Origin of the sequence: Shewanella sp. (assembly GCF_051658185.1) — a bacterium.
Lineage (GTDB): Bacteria > Pseudomonadota > Gammaproteobacteria > Enterobacterales > Shewanellaceae > Shewanella.
Genome location: NZ_JBOFMC010000307.1, coordinates 1 through 19,338, shown reverse-complemented (window position 1 = coordinate 19,338; position 19,338 = coordinate 1). Strand labels below are relative to the sequence as shown.

At 49.6% G+C, this 19,338-nt stretch carries 14 protein-coding genes; 7 read left to right on the top strand and 7 right to left on the bottom strand.

All coding sequences use genetic code 11. The features are described 5' to 3' along the window. The 4 genes from recJ to brnQ all read right to left on the bottom strand — a co-directional run. A partial coding sequence (recJ, locus tag ACRCZA_RS11750; protein ID WP_438674616.1) for a single-stranded-DNA-specific exonuclease RecJ occupies positions 1 to 1,475 on the bottom strand: 1,475 nt, incomplete at its 3' end. A 229-nt stretch (positions 1,476 to 1,704) separates the two neighbouring features. Beyond that, on the bottom strand, positions 1,705 to 2,436 hold the full coding sequence (gene dsbC / locus ACRCZA_RS11745) for a bifunctional protein-disulfide isomerase/oxidoreductase DsbC (RefSeq protein WP_438674615.1): 732 nt from the start codon (positions 2,434 to 2,436) through the stop codon (positions 1,705 to 1,707). Between the two features lie 144 nt (positions 2,437 to 2,580). After that, a complete protein-coding gene (gene xerD, locus ACRCZA_RS11740; protein WP_438674618.1) occupies positions 2,581 to 3,474 on the bottom strand; it encodes a site-specific tyrosine recombinase XerD in 894 nt (297 codons plus the stop codon). Between the two features lie 200 nt (positions 3,475 to 3,674). After that, positions 3,675 to 5,084: a branched-chain amino acid transport system II carrier protein gene (brnQ, locus tag ACRCZA_RS11735; protein ID WP_438674614.1), complete on the bottom strand. Its 1,410-nt coding sequence runs from the start codon at positions 5,082 to 5,084 to the stop codon at positions 3,675 to 3,677. 523 nt (positions 5,085 to 5,607) lie between these two features. Here brnQ and ACRCZA_RS11730 point away from each other — a divergent pair. The 6 genes from ACRCZA_RS11730 (at position 5,608) to ACRCZA_RS11705 (ending at position 16,021) form a co-directional block, all read left to right on the top strand. After that, entirely contained in the window at positions 5,608 to 6,336 is a 729-nt protein-coding gene (locus tag ACRCZA_RS11730) for a tRNA1(Val) (adenine(37)-N6)-methyltransferase (RefSeq protein WP_438674613.1), read from the top strand. Positions 6,337 to 6,444: 108 nt separating this feature from the next. Beyond that, positions 6,445 to 7,704 (top strand): ATP-dependent RNA helicase SrmB, encoded by a 1,260-nt coding sequence (gene srmB, locus ACRCZA_RS11725; protein WP_438674612.1) that lies wholly within the window; start codon positions 6,445 to 6,447, stop codon positions 7,702 to 7,704. 449 nt (positions 7,705 to 8,153) lie between these two features. Beyond that, the gene (locus ACRCZA_RS11720; RefSeq protein WP_438674611.1) at positions 8,154 to 9,365 is read left to right on the top strand and encodes an efflux RND transporter periplasmic adaptor subunit; all 1,212 of its coding nucleotides are present in this window, start codon (positions 8,154 to 8,156) and stop codon (positions 9,363 to 9,365) included. Beyond that, positions 9,365 to 12,559: an efflux RND transporter permease subunit gene (locus ACRCZA_RS11715; RefSeq protein WP_438674610.1), complete on the top strand. Its 3,195-nt coding sequence runs from the start codon at positions 9,365 to 9,367 to the stop codon at positions 12,557 to 12,559. Before ACRCZA_RS11720 ends, ACRCZA_RS11715 begins: the two co-directional genes overlap by 1 nt. Positions 12,560 to 12,698: 139 nt before the next feature. Beyond that, a complete protein-coding gene (locus ACRCZA_RS11710; protein WP_438674609.1) occupies positions 12,699 to 13,409 on the top strand; it encodes a TatD family nuclease-associated radical SAM protein in 711 nt (236 codons plus the stop codon). Positions 13,410 to 13,774: 365 nt separating this feature from the next. Further along, the gene (locus ACRCZA_RS11705; RefSeq protein WP_438674608.1) at positions 13,775 to 16,021 is read left to right on the top strand and encodes a PAS domain-containing protein; all 2,247 of its coding nucleotides are present in this window, start codon (positions 13,775 to 13,777) and stop codon (positions 16,019 to 16,021) included. On the opposite strand, the gene ACRCZA_RS11700 is transcribed toward ACRCZA_RS11705, so the two are convergent. The 3 genes from ACRCZA_RS11700 to ACRCZA_RS11690 form a co-directional block, all read right to left on the bottom strand. Beyond that, a complete protein-coding gene (locus tag ACRCZA_RS11700) occupies positions 15,993 to 17,390 on the bottom strand; it encodes a hypothetical protein (RefSeq protein WP_438674607.1) in 1,398 nt (465 codons plus the stop codon). The genes ACRCZA_RS11705 and ACRCZA_RS11700 overlap by 29 nt on opposite strands. Before the next feature lie 86 nt (positions 17,391 to 17,476). After that, the gene (locus tag ACRCZA_RS11695) at positions 17,477 to 18,004 is read right to left on the bottom strand and encodes a hypothetical protein (protein ID WP_438674606.1); all 528 of its coding nucleotides are present in this window, start codon (positions 18,002 to 18,004) and stop codon (positions 17,477 to 17,479) included. Beyond that, the gene (locus ACRCZA_RS11690; protein ID WP_438674605.1) at positions 17,997 to 18,737 is read right to left on the bottom strand and encodes a winged helix-turn-helix domain-containing protein; all 741 of its coding nucleotides are present in this window, start codon (positions 18,735 to 18,737) and stop codon (positions 17,997 to 17,999) included. Before ACRCZA_RS11690 ends, ACRCZA_RS11695 begins: the two co-directional genes overlap by 8 nt. A gap of 434 nt (positions 18,738 to 19,171) precedes the next feature. On the opposite strand from ACRCZA_RS11690, the gene ACRCZA_RS11685 reads away from it, so the two are divergent. Further along, on the top strand, positions 19,172 to 19,338 hold a 167-nt coding region (locus ACRCZA_RS11685), incomplete at its 3' end, for a twin-arginine translocation signal domain-containing protein (RefSeq protein WP_438674617.1).

The following is a 19,338-nucleotide window of genomic DNA, read 5'->3' as shown; positions in this document are numbered from 1 at the left end:
AAGGACTGACCCCAAGGCCCGGCATTACGCAGCAGTTGGGCAATTTCAAGCGTTAACTCGGTTGGGGTTAACTCGCCATCGGACCAAAGCTCGCCCGTAAGCTGCTCAGGCTTTAGCAGTTCACGCACCGCATCATCATAGGCCTTGGCAAAGGTTGCAAAACTGCCAGCCTTGAGCGATAAACCCGCCGCCATCGCATGGCCACCAAATTTAATAATCAGTCCGGGATAGCGGGCATTAATCAGCTCAAGCAGATCGCGCATATGCAAACCTTTGATGGAGCGCGCCGAGCCTTTAATTTCGCCATTGCCCGCGTCAGCAAAGGCGATTACAGGTCTGTGGTATTTATCTTTAATTCGCGAGGCCAGAATACCGATAACGCCCTGATGCCAATCCTCTTGAAAGAGGGCAATCCCCCAAGGAAGCTGTTCTTCATTGAGCTTGAGATAGTCAAGGCTTTTAAGTGCCTCTTGCTGCATGCCCACCTCAAGCTCACGTCGCTCTTGGTTTAACCCATCGAGCTCTGCCGCCATCCGCCGCGCTTGCATGATGTCGTCACACAGCAAGGTTTCGACCCCGAGGGCCATTTCATCCAGCCGACCAGCCGCATTGAGCCGGGGCCCCACGGCAAAACCAAAGTCAGAGGCAACAATCCGAGCAGGATTGCGTTTCGCGACTTCCAACAAGGCAGTAATGCCAACGCGGCAACGCCCACTGCGCACCCGCTGCAAGCCCGCCTCAACTAAGATACGATTATTGGCATCAAGGGCGACCACATCGGCAACCGTGCCAAGGGCGACTATATCCAACAAAGTGCCGAGATTAGGCTCGGCAATCCCGCGAGCTTGATACCAGTGACGATCGCGTAGCTCAGCGCGCAGCGCCGTCATCAGATAAAAAGCCACCCCCACGCCGGCAATCGATTTACTCGCAAAAGGGCACCCAGGCTGATTGGGATTGACGATGGCATCGGCCTTGGGCAATTCATGGCCGGGTAAATGATGGTCAGTGATCACCACTTGCATGCCAAAAGCTTTCGCCGCCGCGACTCCATCAATGGATGAGATGCCGTTATCTACGGTGATTAAGAGCTCTGCTTGCTTACTCGCGGCGACGGCAACAATTTCGGGGCTGAGGCCATAGCCGTAATCAAAGCGATTGGGGATGAGATAATCCACAAGTGTCGCCCCCATCATCCGCAGCGCCAACATACACACGCTAGTGGAGGTGGCACCATCGGCATCAAAATCACCGACAATCAACATCGACTTATTGGCCTGCATGGCATCGGCGATAAGTGCCGCGGCCTCGGTCAGGCCTTTCATGGTATCTGGCCGCAATAGGCCTTTTAGGCTGAGCTCACATTCATGGGGCATGGCCCCGCGCCTCGCATAAAGCTGCCTTAACAGCGGAGCAAGGTGAGCGGGTAAGTGACTATCATCAACGCTGGGACGGCGGACTATCTTATGGATCAAGGGGCGTAAACTCTCAAGCAATCATCGGCACTTATACGGCGCCAATTTAAGGAATAAGGCACTCGGCTCACGCACAAACTTAGGCTCTTCACTCAAAGCATGAGCTCAAACCATAAGCTCAAGCGATGAGTTCAAACACTCGGCGCAAACACGCAATCATGTCGGCTAAGATAACAAAAAGGTGAGCCTTAAGCTCACCTTTAATGACACCAATGTCAGTCGCTCACGTTTACTGACGCGACTCTAAGGTGCGCAGTAAATCTGCTGGCGGTTGATAGCCTGGGATCATATTACCATCTTGTAAGACCATGGCTGGGGTGCCATTCACACCAAAGCTCATCCCTAATTCATACTGTTCAGCAATTTTGGCATCACAGCTCGCCTTAGCAACTGACTTACCGTTTGCCGCTTGCGTCATGGCGTTAAGATTATCCTTCGCACACCAAATCGATTGCATTTCATCGGCATTCGCCGAAGGTACGCCCGCGCGCGGGAAGGCAAGATAACGGATGGTAATGCCCAATTTATTGTATTCGGCAATCTCGTTATGGAGTTTACGGCAATACCCGCAACTGACATCGGTAAAGACCGTCACCACGTGCTTTTCGTTCTTGGCTTTATAGACCAGCATATTCTTTTCAAGCGGTTTAAGCATCGCTAAACGCGGTCCGGCTAAGGCGGCATCTGTAAGATTTTTCATACCTTTATCAAGATCATACAAATTGCCATGGAACATTTTTGAACCGTCACGGCTAATATACAGCACGCCACGATTGGTGATGGCCTCATAAAAACCGTCAATGATCGAATCCTGCAGCGAAATGACTTCGACATCTAACATGTCACTCATTTTTTGCTTAATCACCTCAGTGTCCGCTGGCGAAGGCGCAGCCATCGCCGTGCCAAGCAAAGGCGTTAAAACAAGCGAAACAACAAGGGATAGTGCACGGGTCAACTTCATCGGTAAATCCTATAAATGGGGTCTCACTAAAGGAGATTAAGGGTGGGCCTTCAAATACTGTATGACAATAGACCCGCGTTAATGGCCAAAAGTTACAGACAAGCTGCAAAAAATGCAAATGCCTCCGCTGTGGATAGGCAACTTTTAGGCTCTAGGGTGATATTGCTCATGTAATGCCTGCAATCTTGCGCGCGCTACGTGAGTATAAATTTGCGTAGTTGATAAATCACTGTGACCTAAAAGTAACTGCACCACCCGCAGATCGGCGCCGTGATTGAGCAAATGAGTCGCAAACGCATGGCGCAGCGTATGGGGCGAAAGCTCAGTTTCAATTCCCGCCCGCAGCGCATAGCGTTTAATCCGATGCCAAAAGGTTTGCCGTGTCATCATCTGCCCGCGCCGCGAGGGAAACAGCACATCAGACTGCTTGTAGCCAAGCAATATTTGGCGAGCCTCGGTTAAATAGGCCTCGACTTCAGCAACCGCCAGTTCGCCTAATGGCACTAAGCGCTCCTTGCCACCTTTACCCACAATCCGCACTAAGCCTTGACGTAAACTCAGCTGCTCCATGGTCAAGCCCACCAGCTCGCTGACCCTAAGGCCCGTGGCGTATAACAATTCCAGCATCGCTTTATCGCGCCGCTCCAGCGGATCATCAACATCGGGCTCGGCCAATAAACGGCTCACTTGGGATTCACTTAAGGAGTCGGGCAACTGCCGACTTAATTGGGGGGATTCGATAAGGGCCATCGGGTCCGTCGCTATCTGCTGCTTGTGCAGCAAATAGGCGTAAAAGCGCCTTAAGCTACTCATCAGCCTTGCGCTGCTGCTACGGGCAAAGTCCTGCTCTAACCTAAAGGCGAGATAGCCGCGCACCTCAGTCTGGGAGACCGCCAGCAAGGTGAGCCCTTGCTGGCGCAGATAGTGCTCAAAATGACATAAATCACTGCGATAGGCGCTGAGCGTATTATCGCTTAAGCCTTTGGTTGACCAAAGATCATCAAGGAAGGCATCGATCAGCGGATCGCTTCGAGACATTATAGACACTCTCGCTCCATCACTCTGGTATCACCTCTGCTGCACTCTCTCGGTGGCACGCTCTCGGCAGCACGCTCTCAACAGCCTCCGCAGCACGCTCTCAGGGATAGCGTAGGCTCGACGATAGTACTGGCTCAACAATAGCAAAGGGAATAGCAAAGGGTAAGCCGATCCGCTTACCCCGTGCGCCGAACTTGGCGTTAAGCCGCCGTGACCGCTTTGCCTCGGCCAAAGATTAAACACAACAGGATAACCACGAGAGTCGGAATTAACCACGCCATGCCCTCTTCATACAAAGGCAGCATTGATAATAGAGGCGACATCGCACTGACAAGATCAATCAAGCCTTGCGCGAGGGCATTAATCCCATTGCCACTGGTATCGGTTAAGCTGCCTGCGGCAACCTTAATACCATCAAAAATGCCCAGCAAGAGCGCAACCGACAAGGCCGCGCGATGGGCAAATTGCGGATGTGCAAAATAATCGGTTAAGAACGTGACCGCAACCAGCGCAATCGCGACAGGGTAAACCGTCATCAACACTGGAATACTGATGGCAATTAACTGAGTTAAGCCAACGTTGGCGATGAGTGCGCACAGTGCACTTAACAAAATCACCAAAAACCGATAAGACAATTTAGGCAGCAGCTCATTAAAAAACTCAGCGCAAGCGCTAATCAGCCCCACCGCCGTCGTCAAACAGGCTAAGGTCACGACACCTGAGAGTAACACGACCCCTAACTGGCCAAACTCGTGGGTAACATAATTAGTTAAAATCTCGCCACCATTTTTGGCGCCCTTGGCAATATCGCCCGCCGTTGCCCCTAAAAAGAACAATGACACATACACAAAGGCAAGACCTGCGGCGGCAATCAGGGCCGCTCTGATCAAATACTTGGTCTGGGCGCTAGGTTGCTCGATACCTTTTTTACGAAGAATATCAATAATCAACATCCCAAACATTAGGGACGCCAGAGTATCCATCGTGTTGTAACCTTCCAAAATCCCTTTGGTCAGCGGATGGTGCTGATAATCCCCTACGGGTACGCCCGCCTCCGATGCAGGTAAAAACAACACCGATACCGCCAGTCCAATCAACAATAACAGTAAAATCGGCGTTAACACTTTACCGACGCTGTCGAGCAATTTACCCGGAAACAAGGCCAATAACATGGTCACAATAAAGAAGCCTAAGGTATAAAGCAGCTGCGACAAATTAAACTCGACACCCGCCAGTAAAAACGTCGCCGTGGTATTGTCGATAAACGGTTTTGCACCAATTTCATAGGCCACTAAACCGGTACGCGGCGCAGCAAAGGCAGGGCCAATAATGACATAAATAGCCACGGCCAAGGCCGTTGCCGCAAAGACAGGCAGCATCGCCATGACCTTACCTTGAGCCTTCGCCACGGCAATCAATCCAACTAAAGGTAAACCCACGGCCGTAATCAAAAATCCTACCATCGCAAGGGGCATATTTTCCCCTGCAAGCATCCCCGCAAATGGCGGAAATATTAAGTTACCCGCCCCCAAAAAAAATGCAAAGGTCATAAAACCTAAGCCTAATGTATCACCAAAACTCATTTGATTGTTTTGCACAGGATGCCCCATCTTGTCTTATTGTTTGTTACAAACTTAAGTGATTATTTATCGTTTAGCTATTGCTAACACTCTGCCATCCGCAGTGCAAATCTATGTTTACACTCTTTAGAGGTAAATATGCTCGATAGCTGGCGAGTTTATGTACGATAATGGCAAAAAAAGTCCACTGTCGTCCCTCAAGCCTGTCAAAAACCCCATTGCCGCACCATTCATCATAAAATTGATTAAAAATGGGGGTCGGAACTAATAACAAAACTAAAGAAACAATACAAGCATATTGACTTAAAATGCATAAAAAGACGTTGAGATGCTAAGTAGCTGCTAACGCGTCGTTAGCAGAGTTGTAAACAAAACCGTGTTGTAGCCAAAATTGACGCTAGAGCCAAACGCATGCCGCTGACATCCGCCATGCCCCATACAATACATATTCATCAAGATAAAGATGGGTGAAAGCGTTAGCCAAACACCGCCATAAGGCCGTAAAATGGCGGGCTAACATTGGAACTCCCTAAGCCCAAAATACCCATTACCCATGGCATTTACCTTCAAACAATTTCATATTGACGATCTGGGCTGCGGCATGCCCGTCAGTACCGACGCCGTCATCTTAGGTGCTTGGGCGCCGCTCACCGAGGCTAAGCGTATCCTTGATATCGGCGCGGGCAGTGGCTTACTGAGCTTGATGGCGGCCCAGCGCAGTCAGGCTGCTATCACCTGCGTTGAACTCGAACCTCGCGCCGCAGTCGCCTGCCAGCACAATATCAACCACAGCCCTTGGGCCTCAAGGTTAGAGTTACAACAAACCCGTATTCAGGAATTTAGCCAAGCCCCTCAATGGCAGCAGTATTTTGATCACATTATCTGTAACCCGCCCTATTTCGAACATGGCCCCCAAGCCGAGGCGACTCATAGGGCTATCGCCCGGCATACGGCGCATTTAAGTTTTACCGAGTTACTTGCGGCAGTGGCGCGCTGCTTAACCGCAAACGGGCGCACCAGTCTGATCCTGCCGGTGCAAAGCCTTGCGCGTTTTAATCCTTTAATCCGCGCCGCTGGGCTTAATCTACTTGAAAGGGTTGATATCCACAGCGTTGAGGGGAAGGCCGCCAATCGGGTGCTGTATTTGCTGAGCCAATCACCCGATAGCGCCGTCCCTGCGGATCTCCCCCCTAAGGTCAGTCAACTCACCGTACGCGACAAACAGGGGCAATACACTCCAGCAATGGTGCAATTAACCCACGCTTTTTATCTTAAAATGTAAAAATGCGCCTGCAGTGGTTGAGAGAGCGGGTCTGGATGAGATTAAGTTATTTAAGTTAACCGCCATAACCTTTATAATGCTCGGCTATTATCCGTCGAGACGCTGCGCATGCAATTTGAAGATTTCCAGCTTGACCCTAGCTTATTAGAGTCACTTAAAGCCATGGGGCATCATTCGCCCACGACCATCCAGCAAGAAACCATCCCTTATGCGCTCGAGCAACGGGATATTTTGGCGCGCGCCCCGACCGGTACGGGTAAAACCGCCAGTTTTTTACTGCCAGCATTGCAACATTTAATCGACTTTCCCCGTCGATTCTCCGGCCAAGCGCGGATCTTAATCCTCACGCCAACCCGGGAATTAGCCAGCCAAATCCACCGCTATGCCTGCCATTTAGCCACAAACCAAGGGCTCGATATCGCCATTATTACCGGCGGCGTGCCCTATGGACCTCAGGAAGAAGCCTTAGCTGGCAACATTGATATTCTGGTCGCGACCCCAGGGCGCTTGATGGAATACTTAGATAAAGGCAAATTTAGCGCCGAAGAAGTCGATGTACTCATCATCGATGAAGCCGATCGCATGCTTGATATGGGCTTTTCGTCGGTCGTGCAAGCTATCGCCATCGAAGCCCAAGGCCGTAAACAAAACATGTTGTTTTCTGCCACCTTAGAAGGTGGCGGCGTGCATCGTTTTGCCCGTGAAGTGCTTAATGACCCTATCGAAATTGATGTAGATGCCCCGCGCAGCGAAAAAGCAAAAATCCATCAATGGATCCATTTAGCCGACGACAAAGAGCATAAATTTGCCCTACTGTGCCATTTGCTGCGTCAGGAAGACGTTAAGCGCGCCATTGTCTTTGTTAAGACACGCGATATCGTCTCTAGCCTCGAAGGACAATTGCTCAAAGCCGGGATAGCCTGCGCCTTTATGCGCGGCGATATGGAGCAAAAGAAACGCTTCCAAGCCTTAAGCCGCTTTACTAAGGGCGAAGTCAATGTGCTGCTCGCCACCGATGTCGCCGCCCGCGGTATCGATATCGATGACATCAGCCACGTGATTAACTTTGATATGCCGCGCTCGGCCGATACCTATATCCATCGCATTGGCCGCACTGGCCGCGCTGGCGCGAAAGGTACTGCAATTTCGCTGGCAGAAGCCCATGATATGCGGATTGTCGGCAAAATTGAGCGCTATATTGAGCAGCCGCTAAAACGCCGAGTCATTGAGGAGCTGCGTCCAAAACATAAAGAAGCGCGGACCCCCACCAAGAAAAAAGCCAAGGTAAAAGCCAAGGAAGCGGCCAAAAAAACCAGCAAAAAAGAAGCGGCCAAAAAAGCCCAAAAAATTGCGAGAAAAAAGAAGTAGCACTCTATTAACGCCCAAACCCAAGCCGCAACTGCGGCTTGTTTTTTTAGCGCGTTAACCTTTTTTAACGCATTAATCTTAAAGGTCACGCCACTGACTCAGCGCCCCGCTCATCTAGACTCGTGTAAGCGCAAATGACAGCTTAACGACACAAGTGACTCCCGCTAAGCGATTATTCCCCACAGACCCAATCAATGCCGCCTAAACCGGTCAGCCCTCAGTTCAGATCCGATCCACTCAACTCAGCCCAAATCCGCCCTTTCCCGTTCACTTTGCGCTACAACAGCCGTTTTTTAAGTGATCTTATGTACCTAAAATGCCGTAATTGCTTAGCTGTTGCTTGTAAAAACAGTTCCATACACATTTTATTTACAAAAATAAATTTATTGGCAGGACCGACTCTGGTACTTTAACCCCATTACGTGATTTTGCATGGATGTAGCCATAACATGATGAAAACCTTACTACGAAGATTATCTCCATTGCTGATTTTGCTGTTATTTACGGCTGGAGCCGCCTTATTAATGACCACCAAGGAAGCCCCTGAGCAAAAAGCCGAGGCAATGCCTCTGCCCATCGTGGATGTGATTAAAGTAGAGCAGCAAACCGTCTCTCTCAACTTACCCTCCTATGGCGTCGTGATCCCACAGAATAAAACGCAACTGGTGACCGAAGTCCAAGGGCGAATGCTGAGCATTTCTGCGCAATTTGTCGCTGGTGGCATCGTCAAAAAGGGCGATCAGCTCGCCCAAATTGAACCCTCTGATTACGAAGCGGATTTGATGCAAGCCGAAGCAACGCTTGCTCAAGCCACGGCGGCATTAAATGAAGAGCTCGCCCGGGGTGAAGTCGCCAAAATTGAATTTAAAGGCTATGACAAGGGGCTGCCCCCTGAGCTGGGTCTGCGTATTCCACAACTCAAAAAAGAACAGGCGAATGTCAAATATGCCCAAGCGGCACTCGCCCGCGCCCAACGCAACCTAGAGCGTACCGTGATACGCGCCCCCTTTGACGGCATCATCAAAGCAAGAAATGTCGACTTAGGCCAATACGTGAGTAAAGGCGCTAACCTCGGTGAATTGTACGATACCCGCATTGCTGAAATCCGTTTACCCTTAACCAATGACGATCTCGCCTACCTGGAGTCCGTCGATAATCCCGACACTGAGGTCACCTTAACCGCCTCCCTCGCCGGCAAACAAAACACTTGGGTCGGCACGATTATCCGCAGTGAAGGCGTGATTGATGCCGATAATCGCATGGTTTATTTAGTCGCTGAAATCAAAGACCCCTACTTAAGAGCCCACAAAACCGCGGGTAGCCTGCCATTAAAGTACGGCAGTTTTGTCAATGCCGTGATAAAAGGCCGCACCGTGAATGGCATCGTCAAACTGCCGCGCCATGTCGTGCGTAATGAGCAAGTGGCGTTAATCAATGATAAAAATATGGTGGAAATGCGCCATGTGAATGTCGTGCGCAGCGATCTTGAGCATGTATTTATCAAAGACAGTTTACAGACTGGCGAGCGAGTGGCGATCACCCACACCAATAACATGGCCAATGGCCAGCTAGTCAAAGTCTTAGGTGAAGCGGCATTACCCACAGAGCAACCTAAGGAGACTCTCCCCGAGCCGAGCCTGACTGCCAGAGGAGCCCAATAATGGAAACCCAAAAAGGGATTTTAGCTTGGTTTGCCCGTAACAGTGTGGCCGCCAACCTGTTGATGTGGAGCCTCTTAATCGGCGGGCTTTTCAGTGCGGTATTGATTAATAAAGAGGTATATCCGGCCTTTGAGCTCAAATTACTTACCATCTCCGTTGCCTATCCCGGCGCCGCCCCTCAGGAGATTGAAGAAGGCATCAACATTAAAATTGAAGAAGCCATCCAAGATATTAATGGCATCAAAAAAGTCACCTCGGTAGCCAGTGAGGGCGTGGGCACCATCTCCATCGAAGTTGAAGACGACTACGATGTCCAAACCGTATTGGATGAGGCCAAATTACGCTTAGATGCCATTTCCACTTTTCCGGTGAATATTGAAAAACCGGATATTTATAAGGTTGAACCCGAAAACTTCGTGCTGTGGGTATCGGTATACGGCGATATGAGCTTGCAGGATATGAAGGAGCTTGCCAAAAATGTACGTGAAGATTTAACCCAACTGCCGGCGGTCTCCCGCGCCAAGGTCACTGGCGTGAGGGACTATGAAATCGGTATCGAAGTCTCGGAAGATAAATTACGCGAATATGGCCTCACCTTTGAGCAAGTAGCCAGCGCCGTCCAAAACTCCTCCATTGATTTACCCGGGGGGTCTATCCGCGCCGAAGATGGCGACATTCTCCTGCGTACCAAAGGCCAAGCCTATACCGGCGATGACTTTGCCAATATTGTGGTCACCACCCGCGCAGATGGCAGCCGCGTGATGCTGCCTCAGGTTGCGACGATAAACGATGATTTTGAAGAGCGCCTCGAATATACCCGCTTTAATGGTAAACCTGCGGCAATTATCGAGATCTCCAGCGTCAATGATCAAAATGCATTAGAAATTGCTAAGCAAGTCAAACAATATGTCGCCGATCGCCGCGAAAGCTTACCCCCGAACGCTAAGCTTGATACTTGGGGCGACATGACTCACTACCTCGAAGGTCGGCTGAACATGATGTTATCTAACATGTTTTATGGCGCCCTGTTGGTGTTTGTCATCCTGGCCTTATTCCTGGATCTAAAACTGGCCTTCTGGGTCATGATGGGCATCCCCGTGTGCTTCCTTGGCACTCTGCTGCTGATGCCCTTCGAGCCTTTCTCGATGTCCATCAATATGATGACCTTATTTGCCTTTATTTTGGTCCTCGGGATCTTGGTCGACGATGCGATTGTGATAGGGGAAAGCGCCTACACCGAAGTCGAGCGCCACGGTCAGTCTATCGACAATGTGATCCGCGGTGCCCAAAAGGTCGCTATGCCAGCAACCTTTGGGGTACTCACCACCATCGCGGCCTTTATTCCTATGTTGCTGATGTCTGGCCCTATGGGCGTGATTTGGAAATCCATCGGTTTAATCGTGATCTTGTGTCTGGCCTTTTCATTAATCGAATCGAAATTTATTTTGCCGGCGCATTTAGCAAAAATCACATTCCACAAGCCGCGTGAATCAACGGGGATCTGGGCACGCTTTAAATGCAAATTTAATGATGGCGTACAACACTTTATCCACCATAGTTACCGCAACTTCCTTGAGCGCTGTATCCGTCAGCGCTACAACGTGATGGCCGTATTTATTGGCGTGCTGATCCTGTCGGCAGGCCTAGTGCTCAGCGGTAAAGTGCGCTGGGTATTCTTCCCCAATATTCCCTCGGATTTTATTCAAGTACAGCTCGAGATGGATGAGGGCAGCTCAGAGGCTAACACTTTAAAAGTCATACAAAATATTGAAGACTCCCTGTACCAAATGAACGCCAGCATGGCCAAGCAATATGGCTATGATGTGGTCAAACACAGTTATATCAATATGGACTCACGCACCTCAGCCTTTATTTTTGCCGAGTTGATAAAAGCCGAAGATAGAGAAGTGGATGCCGATGCCATTGCCGCCGCTTGGCGCGAACATTTACCCGAGCTGTTATCGGTTAAAAAACTCGATTTTAACGGCAGCCGGAATATGGGCGGCGGTGGTGATATTTCCTTTAGGTTAACCTCCAACTCGCTAGAGGAATTAGCGGCCGCATCTAAGGAGCTCAAACAAAAACTGGCAACCTATGAAGGCGTATATGACATCGCCGACAATTTCTCATCGGGTAGCAGCGAAATCCGCCTCAAAATCCGCCCCGAAGCCGAAGCGCTGGGGCTGACATTGTCGGATCTCGCGCGTCAGGTGCGCTATGGTTTCTACGGTTTTGAAGCCCAACGAATTTTGCGTAACAAAGAAGAAGTGAAGGTGATGGTGCGCTATCCATTGGCTCAACGGCGCACTGTCGGTCACCTTGAAAACATGCTGATCCGCACGCCCCAAGGCACCTCGGTGCCCTTCTCCACCGTTGCCGAAATTGAAAAGGGCGAGTCCTTTGCGTCAATTACCCGGGTTGATGGCAGACGAGCCATTACCATCAGCGCCAACGCCAATAAAAATCTCGTTGAACCTTCTAAGGTGACAACGGAGATCCAAGAGGAGTATTTGCCTCAATTACAGGCTAAGTACCCCAATATCCAAACCGCGCTCGACGGCAGCAGCTTAGATGAACAAAGTGCCATGGTGGGGTTAATGCAAGGATTTTTCTTTGCGTTATTTACCATTTATGCGCTGATGGCCGTGCCACTCAAATCCTACAGCCAGCCATTAATCATCATGTCGGTCATCCCCTTTGGAATTATCGGCGCGATATTTGGCCACTTAATCCAAGGGCTATCCCTGAGCGTATTAAGCCTCTGCGGGATTGTCGCACTGGCGGGGGTAGTGGTGAATGACTCCTTGATTTTAGTCGATTTTGTAAACCGAGCGCGGGAGCAGGGACAATCGATAAAACAAGCGGCAATGGATGCGGGCTGCTACCGCTTTAGGGCGATCATTTTGACGTCACTGACAACCTTTGTCGGCTTGGCCCCCATCATCCTTGAGCGCAGCTTACAAGCGCAAATAGTGATCCCAATGGCGACCTCGCTGGCCTTTGGCATCCTGTTCTCGACCGTCGTGACGCTCATTTTGGTGCCACTCTTGTATATTGTCCTCGATGATATCAAACAGTTAGGACGGCGCTGTTACCTTTGGTGGTGGCGCCCAAGCCACTCAAAGGCAAATCCCGTCATAACGCCGTCCCACCAAGCGTTGGAGTTTGATCCAAGCCGCTCGCGGGATTATTAATTCGGCCGCAGCATGCCAGTGGGTTTTACACTGACTGGCATGCTAGCCAAATCAAAGTTGCGATCTAAGTGGCAGTTATCCTTGAAGGCTTTCGCTACACTGAGGCCTAGATATCATCCCACGCTACCGAATCGAGATCATGCCCAACTCCCACGCCTTCGTCCATGAGGCCAAGCCTAACGCCATCGCCACCGAAGGGGAGCGCTGCACGCAAACGCCAACGAGCCAAACCGCGACAGCGACGCCCAGCGTCTGCGACACACTCGTCTACGATATCCGCCAGAGCCGCTACCTTAACATTACTGGACGCTGCAGCCTGCGCTGTGCATTTTGCCCCAAACACAACGGCAGCAAACAGCTCCATCAATACCAATTGGCACTGAGCCATCAACCTAAACCGGAAGAAATCATTCCGCTACTTGGCAATGTGGCCGATTTTGAGGAATACGTCTTCTGTGGTTATGGCGAGCCTACCCTGAACCTCCCAACCCTCATTGCGGTCGCCAAAGAGATCAAACAACGAGGCGGGCGTGTGCGCGTCAATACCGACGGTTTAGGTAACTTGTTCCACCGCCGCAATATCTTACCTGAGCTCGCCCCCTGGGTGGATAGCCTGTCTATCTCCCTCAATGCCGATAATGAGACGGCCTATAATCACCATTGCCGACCGAAACTCGCGCACTCCTACGCGGCGTTGCATGATTTTATTGCGCAAGCGCCCCAGTATATTCAACAGGTCCAAGTCTCGGCCATTGAAGGGCTTGAAGGCGTCGATATTGCACGCTGCCGTGAGCAAGTGCTGGCATACGGCTGTGAATTTAAACATCGGGTATTAGGCAAACTAGGATAAACACCGGTGACGTGGCTTGTTAGTGCGGCGTTTTAATACTGCGTTTTAGCACTGCGTTTTAGCACTGCGTTTGAGTGCTTCGTTTTAGTGCTTCGTTTGAGTTCAGCGTGAGCCGAATTGGAATGCTAAGGTGCGCGGCAATGTAAGCTGCCGCGCTTAGCGCAGGATACAGAGTGACACTTACTACGCTATACAGTGACATTCACCACAAGGTGCATCGCAGCCAATCATATGACCGTTAACCTTGGGCAACGCATTGCTCTCTCTATAACTTGTCATAGCCATCTCAATAACTTGTCACTGCCGTAACATTTCTTTCGTGTTACCATAGCCAAATTAACAAGTCACCTATGCATAATCGGTCCATGCTGAATAACAACCTGAGCATCCATCCCTTGGCTTCGCTATTTTCCATGACCCAAGGGCCACATTGGTCCCATCAGCGTCTTCTGGCCATTGCAAGCCAGTTATCCATGTTATTGATTGGAATATTTATATTCACAAATCTGATCATTACCCTCGGCGAGCGACGCCTGCAGGAAGAATGGGCCACCCAGCGCTATAGCGAGTTGCAGACCATAGGTATTTTGCTGGCCGATAAGGTCGCCTTTCAAGAATTTCGCACCCAGCTTTTTGCCAAAGATGAACGGTTGCAAGACTATTTGCGTAATCCAAATGCTGCACAGCAAAAAAAGTTGCTCGAAAGCTGGCAAGAGTTGGTGCAGCATATTCCTGAGCTACTGAGCATCGCCCTGTTTGATCCTCAAGGTAATTATCGATTTTCTACCCAGCCTAACATCAACAAAGAAGCCTTATCCCTTACAGATCTGGCTAGCAACGCCAATCTAGCCAGCAACGAGGTGTATACCTCGCCTGTAAAATTTGTTCCCCTCGACGGCAAACTCGAACCGTATTTTTATCAAATGAGCTGGTTAGAAAAGCCGGATCTCAGCTCAATGGGCTACTTGCTGACCTATAATTCCATGGTGCAAATGCTCGAGAGCATCAAGCCCGCCTTTTCCAGTAACAAATCCCCGTTATTGGTGTTAGATACCCAAGGCTTACTCTATGCGGGGGTAAACGAACCGTCGCCCTTAACCAATCTGCCTGAAACCTTAGGCGCGAGCCTGCAGCAAAGCTATCCTGCTCTGTGGCGAGAAATGTCCATGAATAATTTTGGGCAATTTCATGGCGATAAAGCCACCTTTGTGTATCTGAAGGTAGAGTTAACGAGCCAAGTGGAACTTAAACGCGAATACTTTTTGGTGTCCTACATCAGCAATGCCGATATCGCGGCGCGTTTTTCGCAGTGGCAAACTATCGTCATTATTACCGCCATTCTACTCAGCCTGCTGGCAAGCGCGGTCCTCGTGTTAAACCACATGTATCGGATACAGGAACGCTCACGAAAATACAGTATTGACGTGGCTAATTGTTTATTTAACAGCGATATAGGCTTTATTCTCGCCAATGAACACGCGCGCATTATTAGCGCCAATCCCAAGGCAGCGGAGGCGACCTTAATCCCTCTTGATGAATTGACCGATCGAAGTTTGCAACGCACGTTGTGTTTAGACGATGCCACCTACGAGCAAATGCTGGAACAAATCGAGCTATCCGGCCAATGGACCGCTGAAATCACGTTAGAAAATCCTGATGGGCCGACGCTAAAAGTCCAAGTTCGCCAAGCCCCACGGGAAGGCAAGGGCTTAGCGCAGTTATTGGTCACCCTTGAAGACATTAGCGAACTGGTGAACTGCAAAAAACACGCCTTACTCAACGAGTTGCTGTGTGATAATAGCGTGGCCACCGCCCTAACCGACGCCAGTGGTAAATTGCTTAAAATTAATCCGGTATTTGATCAACTGATGCAGCTCAATGGCGATCTCAACCATAACTTGGCCGCCTTACTGGCCAATGATTTAGGCAATCAGTGGCCGAGGATCACCGCGCAAATCAGTATGCAAGGCCAATGGCAAGGCCAAATACTCTGCTCCGCCAATCAACCCCACTCCCATTGCCTGCAGGCAACCCTCAAAGGGCATTTGGGCAATGATGGCGACATCGACTACATTATCTGCACCCTCGAGCAGGCAGCCGATCGGTTACGTGGGCCAGAGCCACACCATTATGTCCCGCATCGCAGCACCATTTTATTGAATTTGACCGCTCTAGAGCGCCACTTTACCTCCTTAGCGCCTCAAAGCCGGGAACAATCGAGCCTGTTATTGATAGACATCAATCCCGAAGGGATCTTGAGCCATATGAGTGATATCGCGCAGCTAGAAACCCGCCAGCAAGAAGTCGAGGTGCAGTTACTGCTTGAGATCCCAACCCATTACCAAATTTTGCACTGGCAATTAGGTAAGATCATCGTGATGTTACCCGATACCAATGCGACTCAAGCCCACCATTTTGCGCTAAACACCCTAGAGAAACTCAATAGCAATGGCCTAGGTGAAGGCATTAATATGGGCATTGCCAGTTACCAAGCAGGCCAAACCTTAGAGCAATACCTCAGTAACGCAGAAATCGCCCTGAAACGGGCCAAGCAAAATAACGAGCAAAATATCGCCCAAGCCTTTACTCGTCATCAATCTGAGGGAAATTGAGGCTCTCGGGTAGCTGACGTTGCGTGATTTCAATAATGGTGGAACGGTTCATGGTGATTTTATAGCGGCTATATTGCGCCGGTTCGCGGCCATCACGCAGCACTAAGATTAAATTCACCTGATAGCGCCGCTCCACAGACTCGTGGCTAACTTTACCGTCAGATTCCTTAAAAATCTTTGCCTTACCGCGCTCTAAATAACGAGCAAAGGGCACAAAACTAAAGCTGACTTGCTCTTGAATGGTCGAATATCCCGCTTGAAACTCCCCCTGGCTCACCCGGGTCGCAATCTTATAATGAAGGATTTCAGTATCGATCTTATTTTGGCTATGGCGATGCTGGAGAATTTCACTCACCGCCGCGGGCAAATCCTGCTGACGCATAAACTCAAGCCAAATTAGCTGCTTAGCGATCACAGCCTGACTCGTGGTATCCCGTAGGATCCGGCTCCAACGGGGACGACCGCGCTGAATATAGCGCCACATGGCATTACGCACATCATCCTTAAAAATTTCCCGGAAACCGTAAATCACCGCCAACGTCAGCACCAATGCGATGGTAAATCCGCTAAAGACCCCCTGAGCCTCAATGATAAGAGCCGACACCACCAACATAACCAGCGCGGTGGCTAAACCGGTAGTGAATTTTTTAAGACCGATACCCAAAGGCTTTAACTCTTCTTTAAGTACCACCCCCTGCTGGATTAAACGCCGCAAGAGCAGCATCTTATTTGAAATCCGATTCGGATCTTGGATAGTCTGGGCGGAGTTGTAGTGATTCGCGTCCCGGTAGGCGCATTCATTACGGCATAGGCTAAGCACACGTTCTTGGATATCGGTAAAATCACTGCTGCGCGGCCCATAGGCGAGCACCTTGAGTAATTGCTGCTCACAAAACCACGAGAGGTAGTTATCCGCATTCGCAAAATAGGATTTCCACTTAGGATCGCCCGGTTCATTGCGGCGAAATTTTTTCAACAATTGGCCGATTTGCTCAGCCAACTCATCAAGGGCCATGTAAAAATGGGCTACATCGTTTATTTGCCTTAACTCTTTGACATCGTTTTCAACCGCGACGGCAAACTGATAGGCAAACAGGTTTAAGTACAACCTAAACTCCTCCACCGTTCGCCGATTTAAACTGGCAAAACGACTTTGCACTAAAGGTAAGTGCAGCCCTTCGGAGTAATAGGAGCGTCTACCGACAATCGAACTGTAGTAGTATTCCTCTTCATCTAGGGTATGAGAGCCGATGCCCATTTCCTTAGGTAAAAAGAAATAAAGATCAAGCTGACGCTGGTCCCCCTGCTCCATTTGGTGGCTAAATTTAATCGACAGCGATTCTTCTTGCTTGATACGGATCTTAGACACAAATACCTATTACCCAAAGCGGGTTCATTCCAAATTAACCTAGGGATAAACGCTCACCTAAATTGCTAACACCGCAAAGGCGAGGGCTAAATCCGGCTATTGACGACGCGGCATCCACAAACGGTATTACTCGGCTGAAACAGCACCACAGCATAGTCCTTACTCGCATCACTTTCTAATATTTCAAGGCTTAGATTGTGTCTGCCAGATTCGCTAAAATGTAAGCTACTAATATAAGACAGATACTTCATATGTTCTGGCCAATGCTTTTTCTCTACCTGATCGGACTCCGTTTTAGTCTTGACCGAGACATTATAGGTCATGCTATTCGGGGCCATACTCTGCACAGCCCCTTGCATGAGGATCATTCCCGCGCTGCTGCCATCTAAATTAAAATAGCGATAGTTAATTTGAGCATTGCCCGCCGAAAACAACACATCCACCAACAAATGATACCGCCCATCCTCAGCCTGCGCTTGCCTATCAAAGAGCTCAGAGCTGCAACTGAGAATCACCGCTTTTTTAGAGGCAGACTGCAGATAGAGCGCCCCGCAAGCGACGATAAGCGCCGATAAGATCACCAGATTGATAGTCCATGTTAACCACTTAGCCACAGATCCCAACCTCCTGTAACCACAACGGTTCGATAAAAGTCTTTGGCTGCCTATAATCACTGATCTTCAGATTACGGATCACCGATTGCCCTGAACGCTCACCGCGCAGAGTAATATTCAGCACTTGTCTATCATGGGATAAAGAGGCGTACGCCTCGCTCCAATCACTGCGCTTACAGGCCAGCACCCCTTGGGTAAAGCGCTCCGCGAGCTCAAAGAGTAAGGTATTGTTAGTGTTAGAATTGGAATATAAAGATAAGCGCATATGCTGCCCCGACGCCAACGGCAGTTCGGTTGTGAGTAAAGGTGCGGTCGGCGCACTGTGGTCAATATGGCGCCAATAAAAAGTCGATAAACCCACCATCAGAACAAACAGCCCTACGACAGTACACCGCGGCCATGAGGGTAAACGCCGGCCAAGGCCCTTGACCGTTTTTGCCTCCCCCCCATGCAATAAATACCCCTGCCCTTTAACGGTCTCTATAAGACTTTCATATTGGGGACCCAAAAATGAGCGGATCATAAATACCGCCCGCGCCACAGAGGTATCCGTCAGGGGTGGATGCTGGCCCGTTCCTGTTTTAAGATCATGCTTAGAAACAAGTTTCCCCTGATTTGCCACCAATAAGCTCAATACCTGCAACTCGGCCCTAGGTAGGTGCCAAGCGTCATGTTGAGACTGTTCGATAAGCAAACCGCGCTCCCTATCAAACCAACAGCCTCCTAATTGCATAACCACGCTCCAACCCCATAAAAAATCTACGTTAAGTTTATGCAAGGTTGTTAATCATTACTGTGATCCTGTTAACCGATAGCAGTAAATCATGTCCTTCGTAGCCCCCTCGTCACGCCAGCAACTCACAAAAATTGACCGTTGATCACAAAAACAAATGCCATTCACCCCCTCTAAAATAGTGAGTAAATCCTTCAAAATTTACATAAATACTACAAATAGAGTGAAGTGGATCTTATTCTGCGCTGAATTGGCAATTGATGCGCTAACTTAGCCCCGTAAAAATAGATTAAACACCGCGGCCATACCGCCAGTGAATCGGACTGATATCCTCAAGCACAAATCACATTATTTATTGCCTCCCCTCCTAAACTCTAGTCCATCGATGTGCTGTGACCATCTGATAAATAACATCATTTTATAGGGGAAATACCATGAGCCTTAATCGACGCCAAGCCTTAAGCCACATCATCGGCATCACCACCGCCGCAGCGGGAGCTTCCTTAATGGCAAGCCCCGTCTTCGCCGCAACCAATGCCGATGGGCAATATCAATTAGGTCTTGGAGAAAAATTAAAATATGTTCCATTAGATCCCATGCA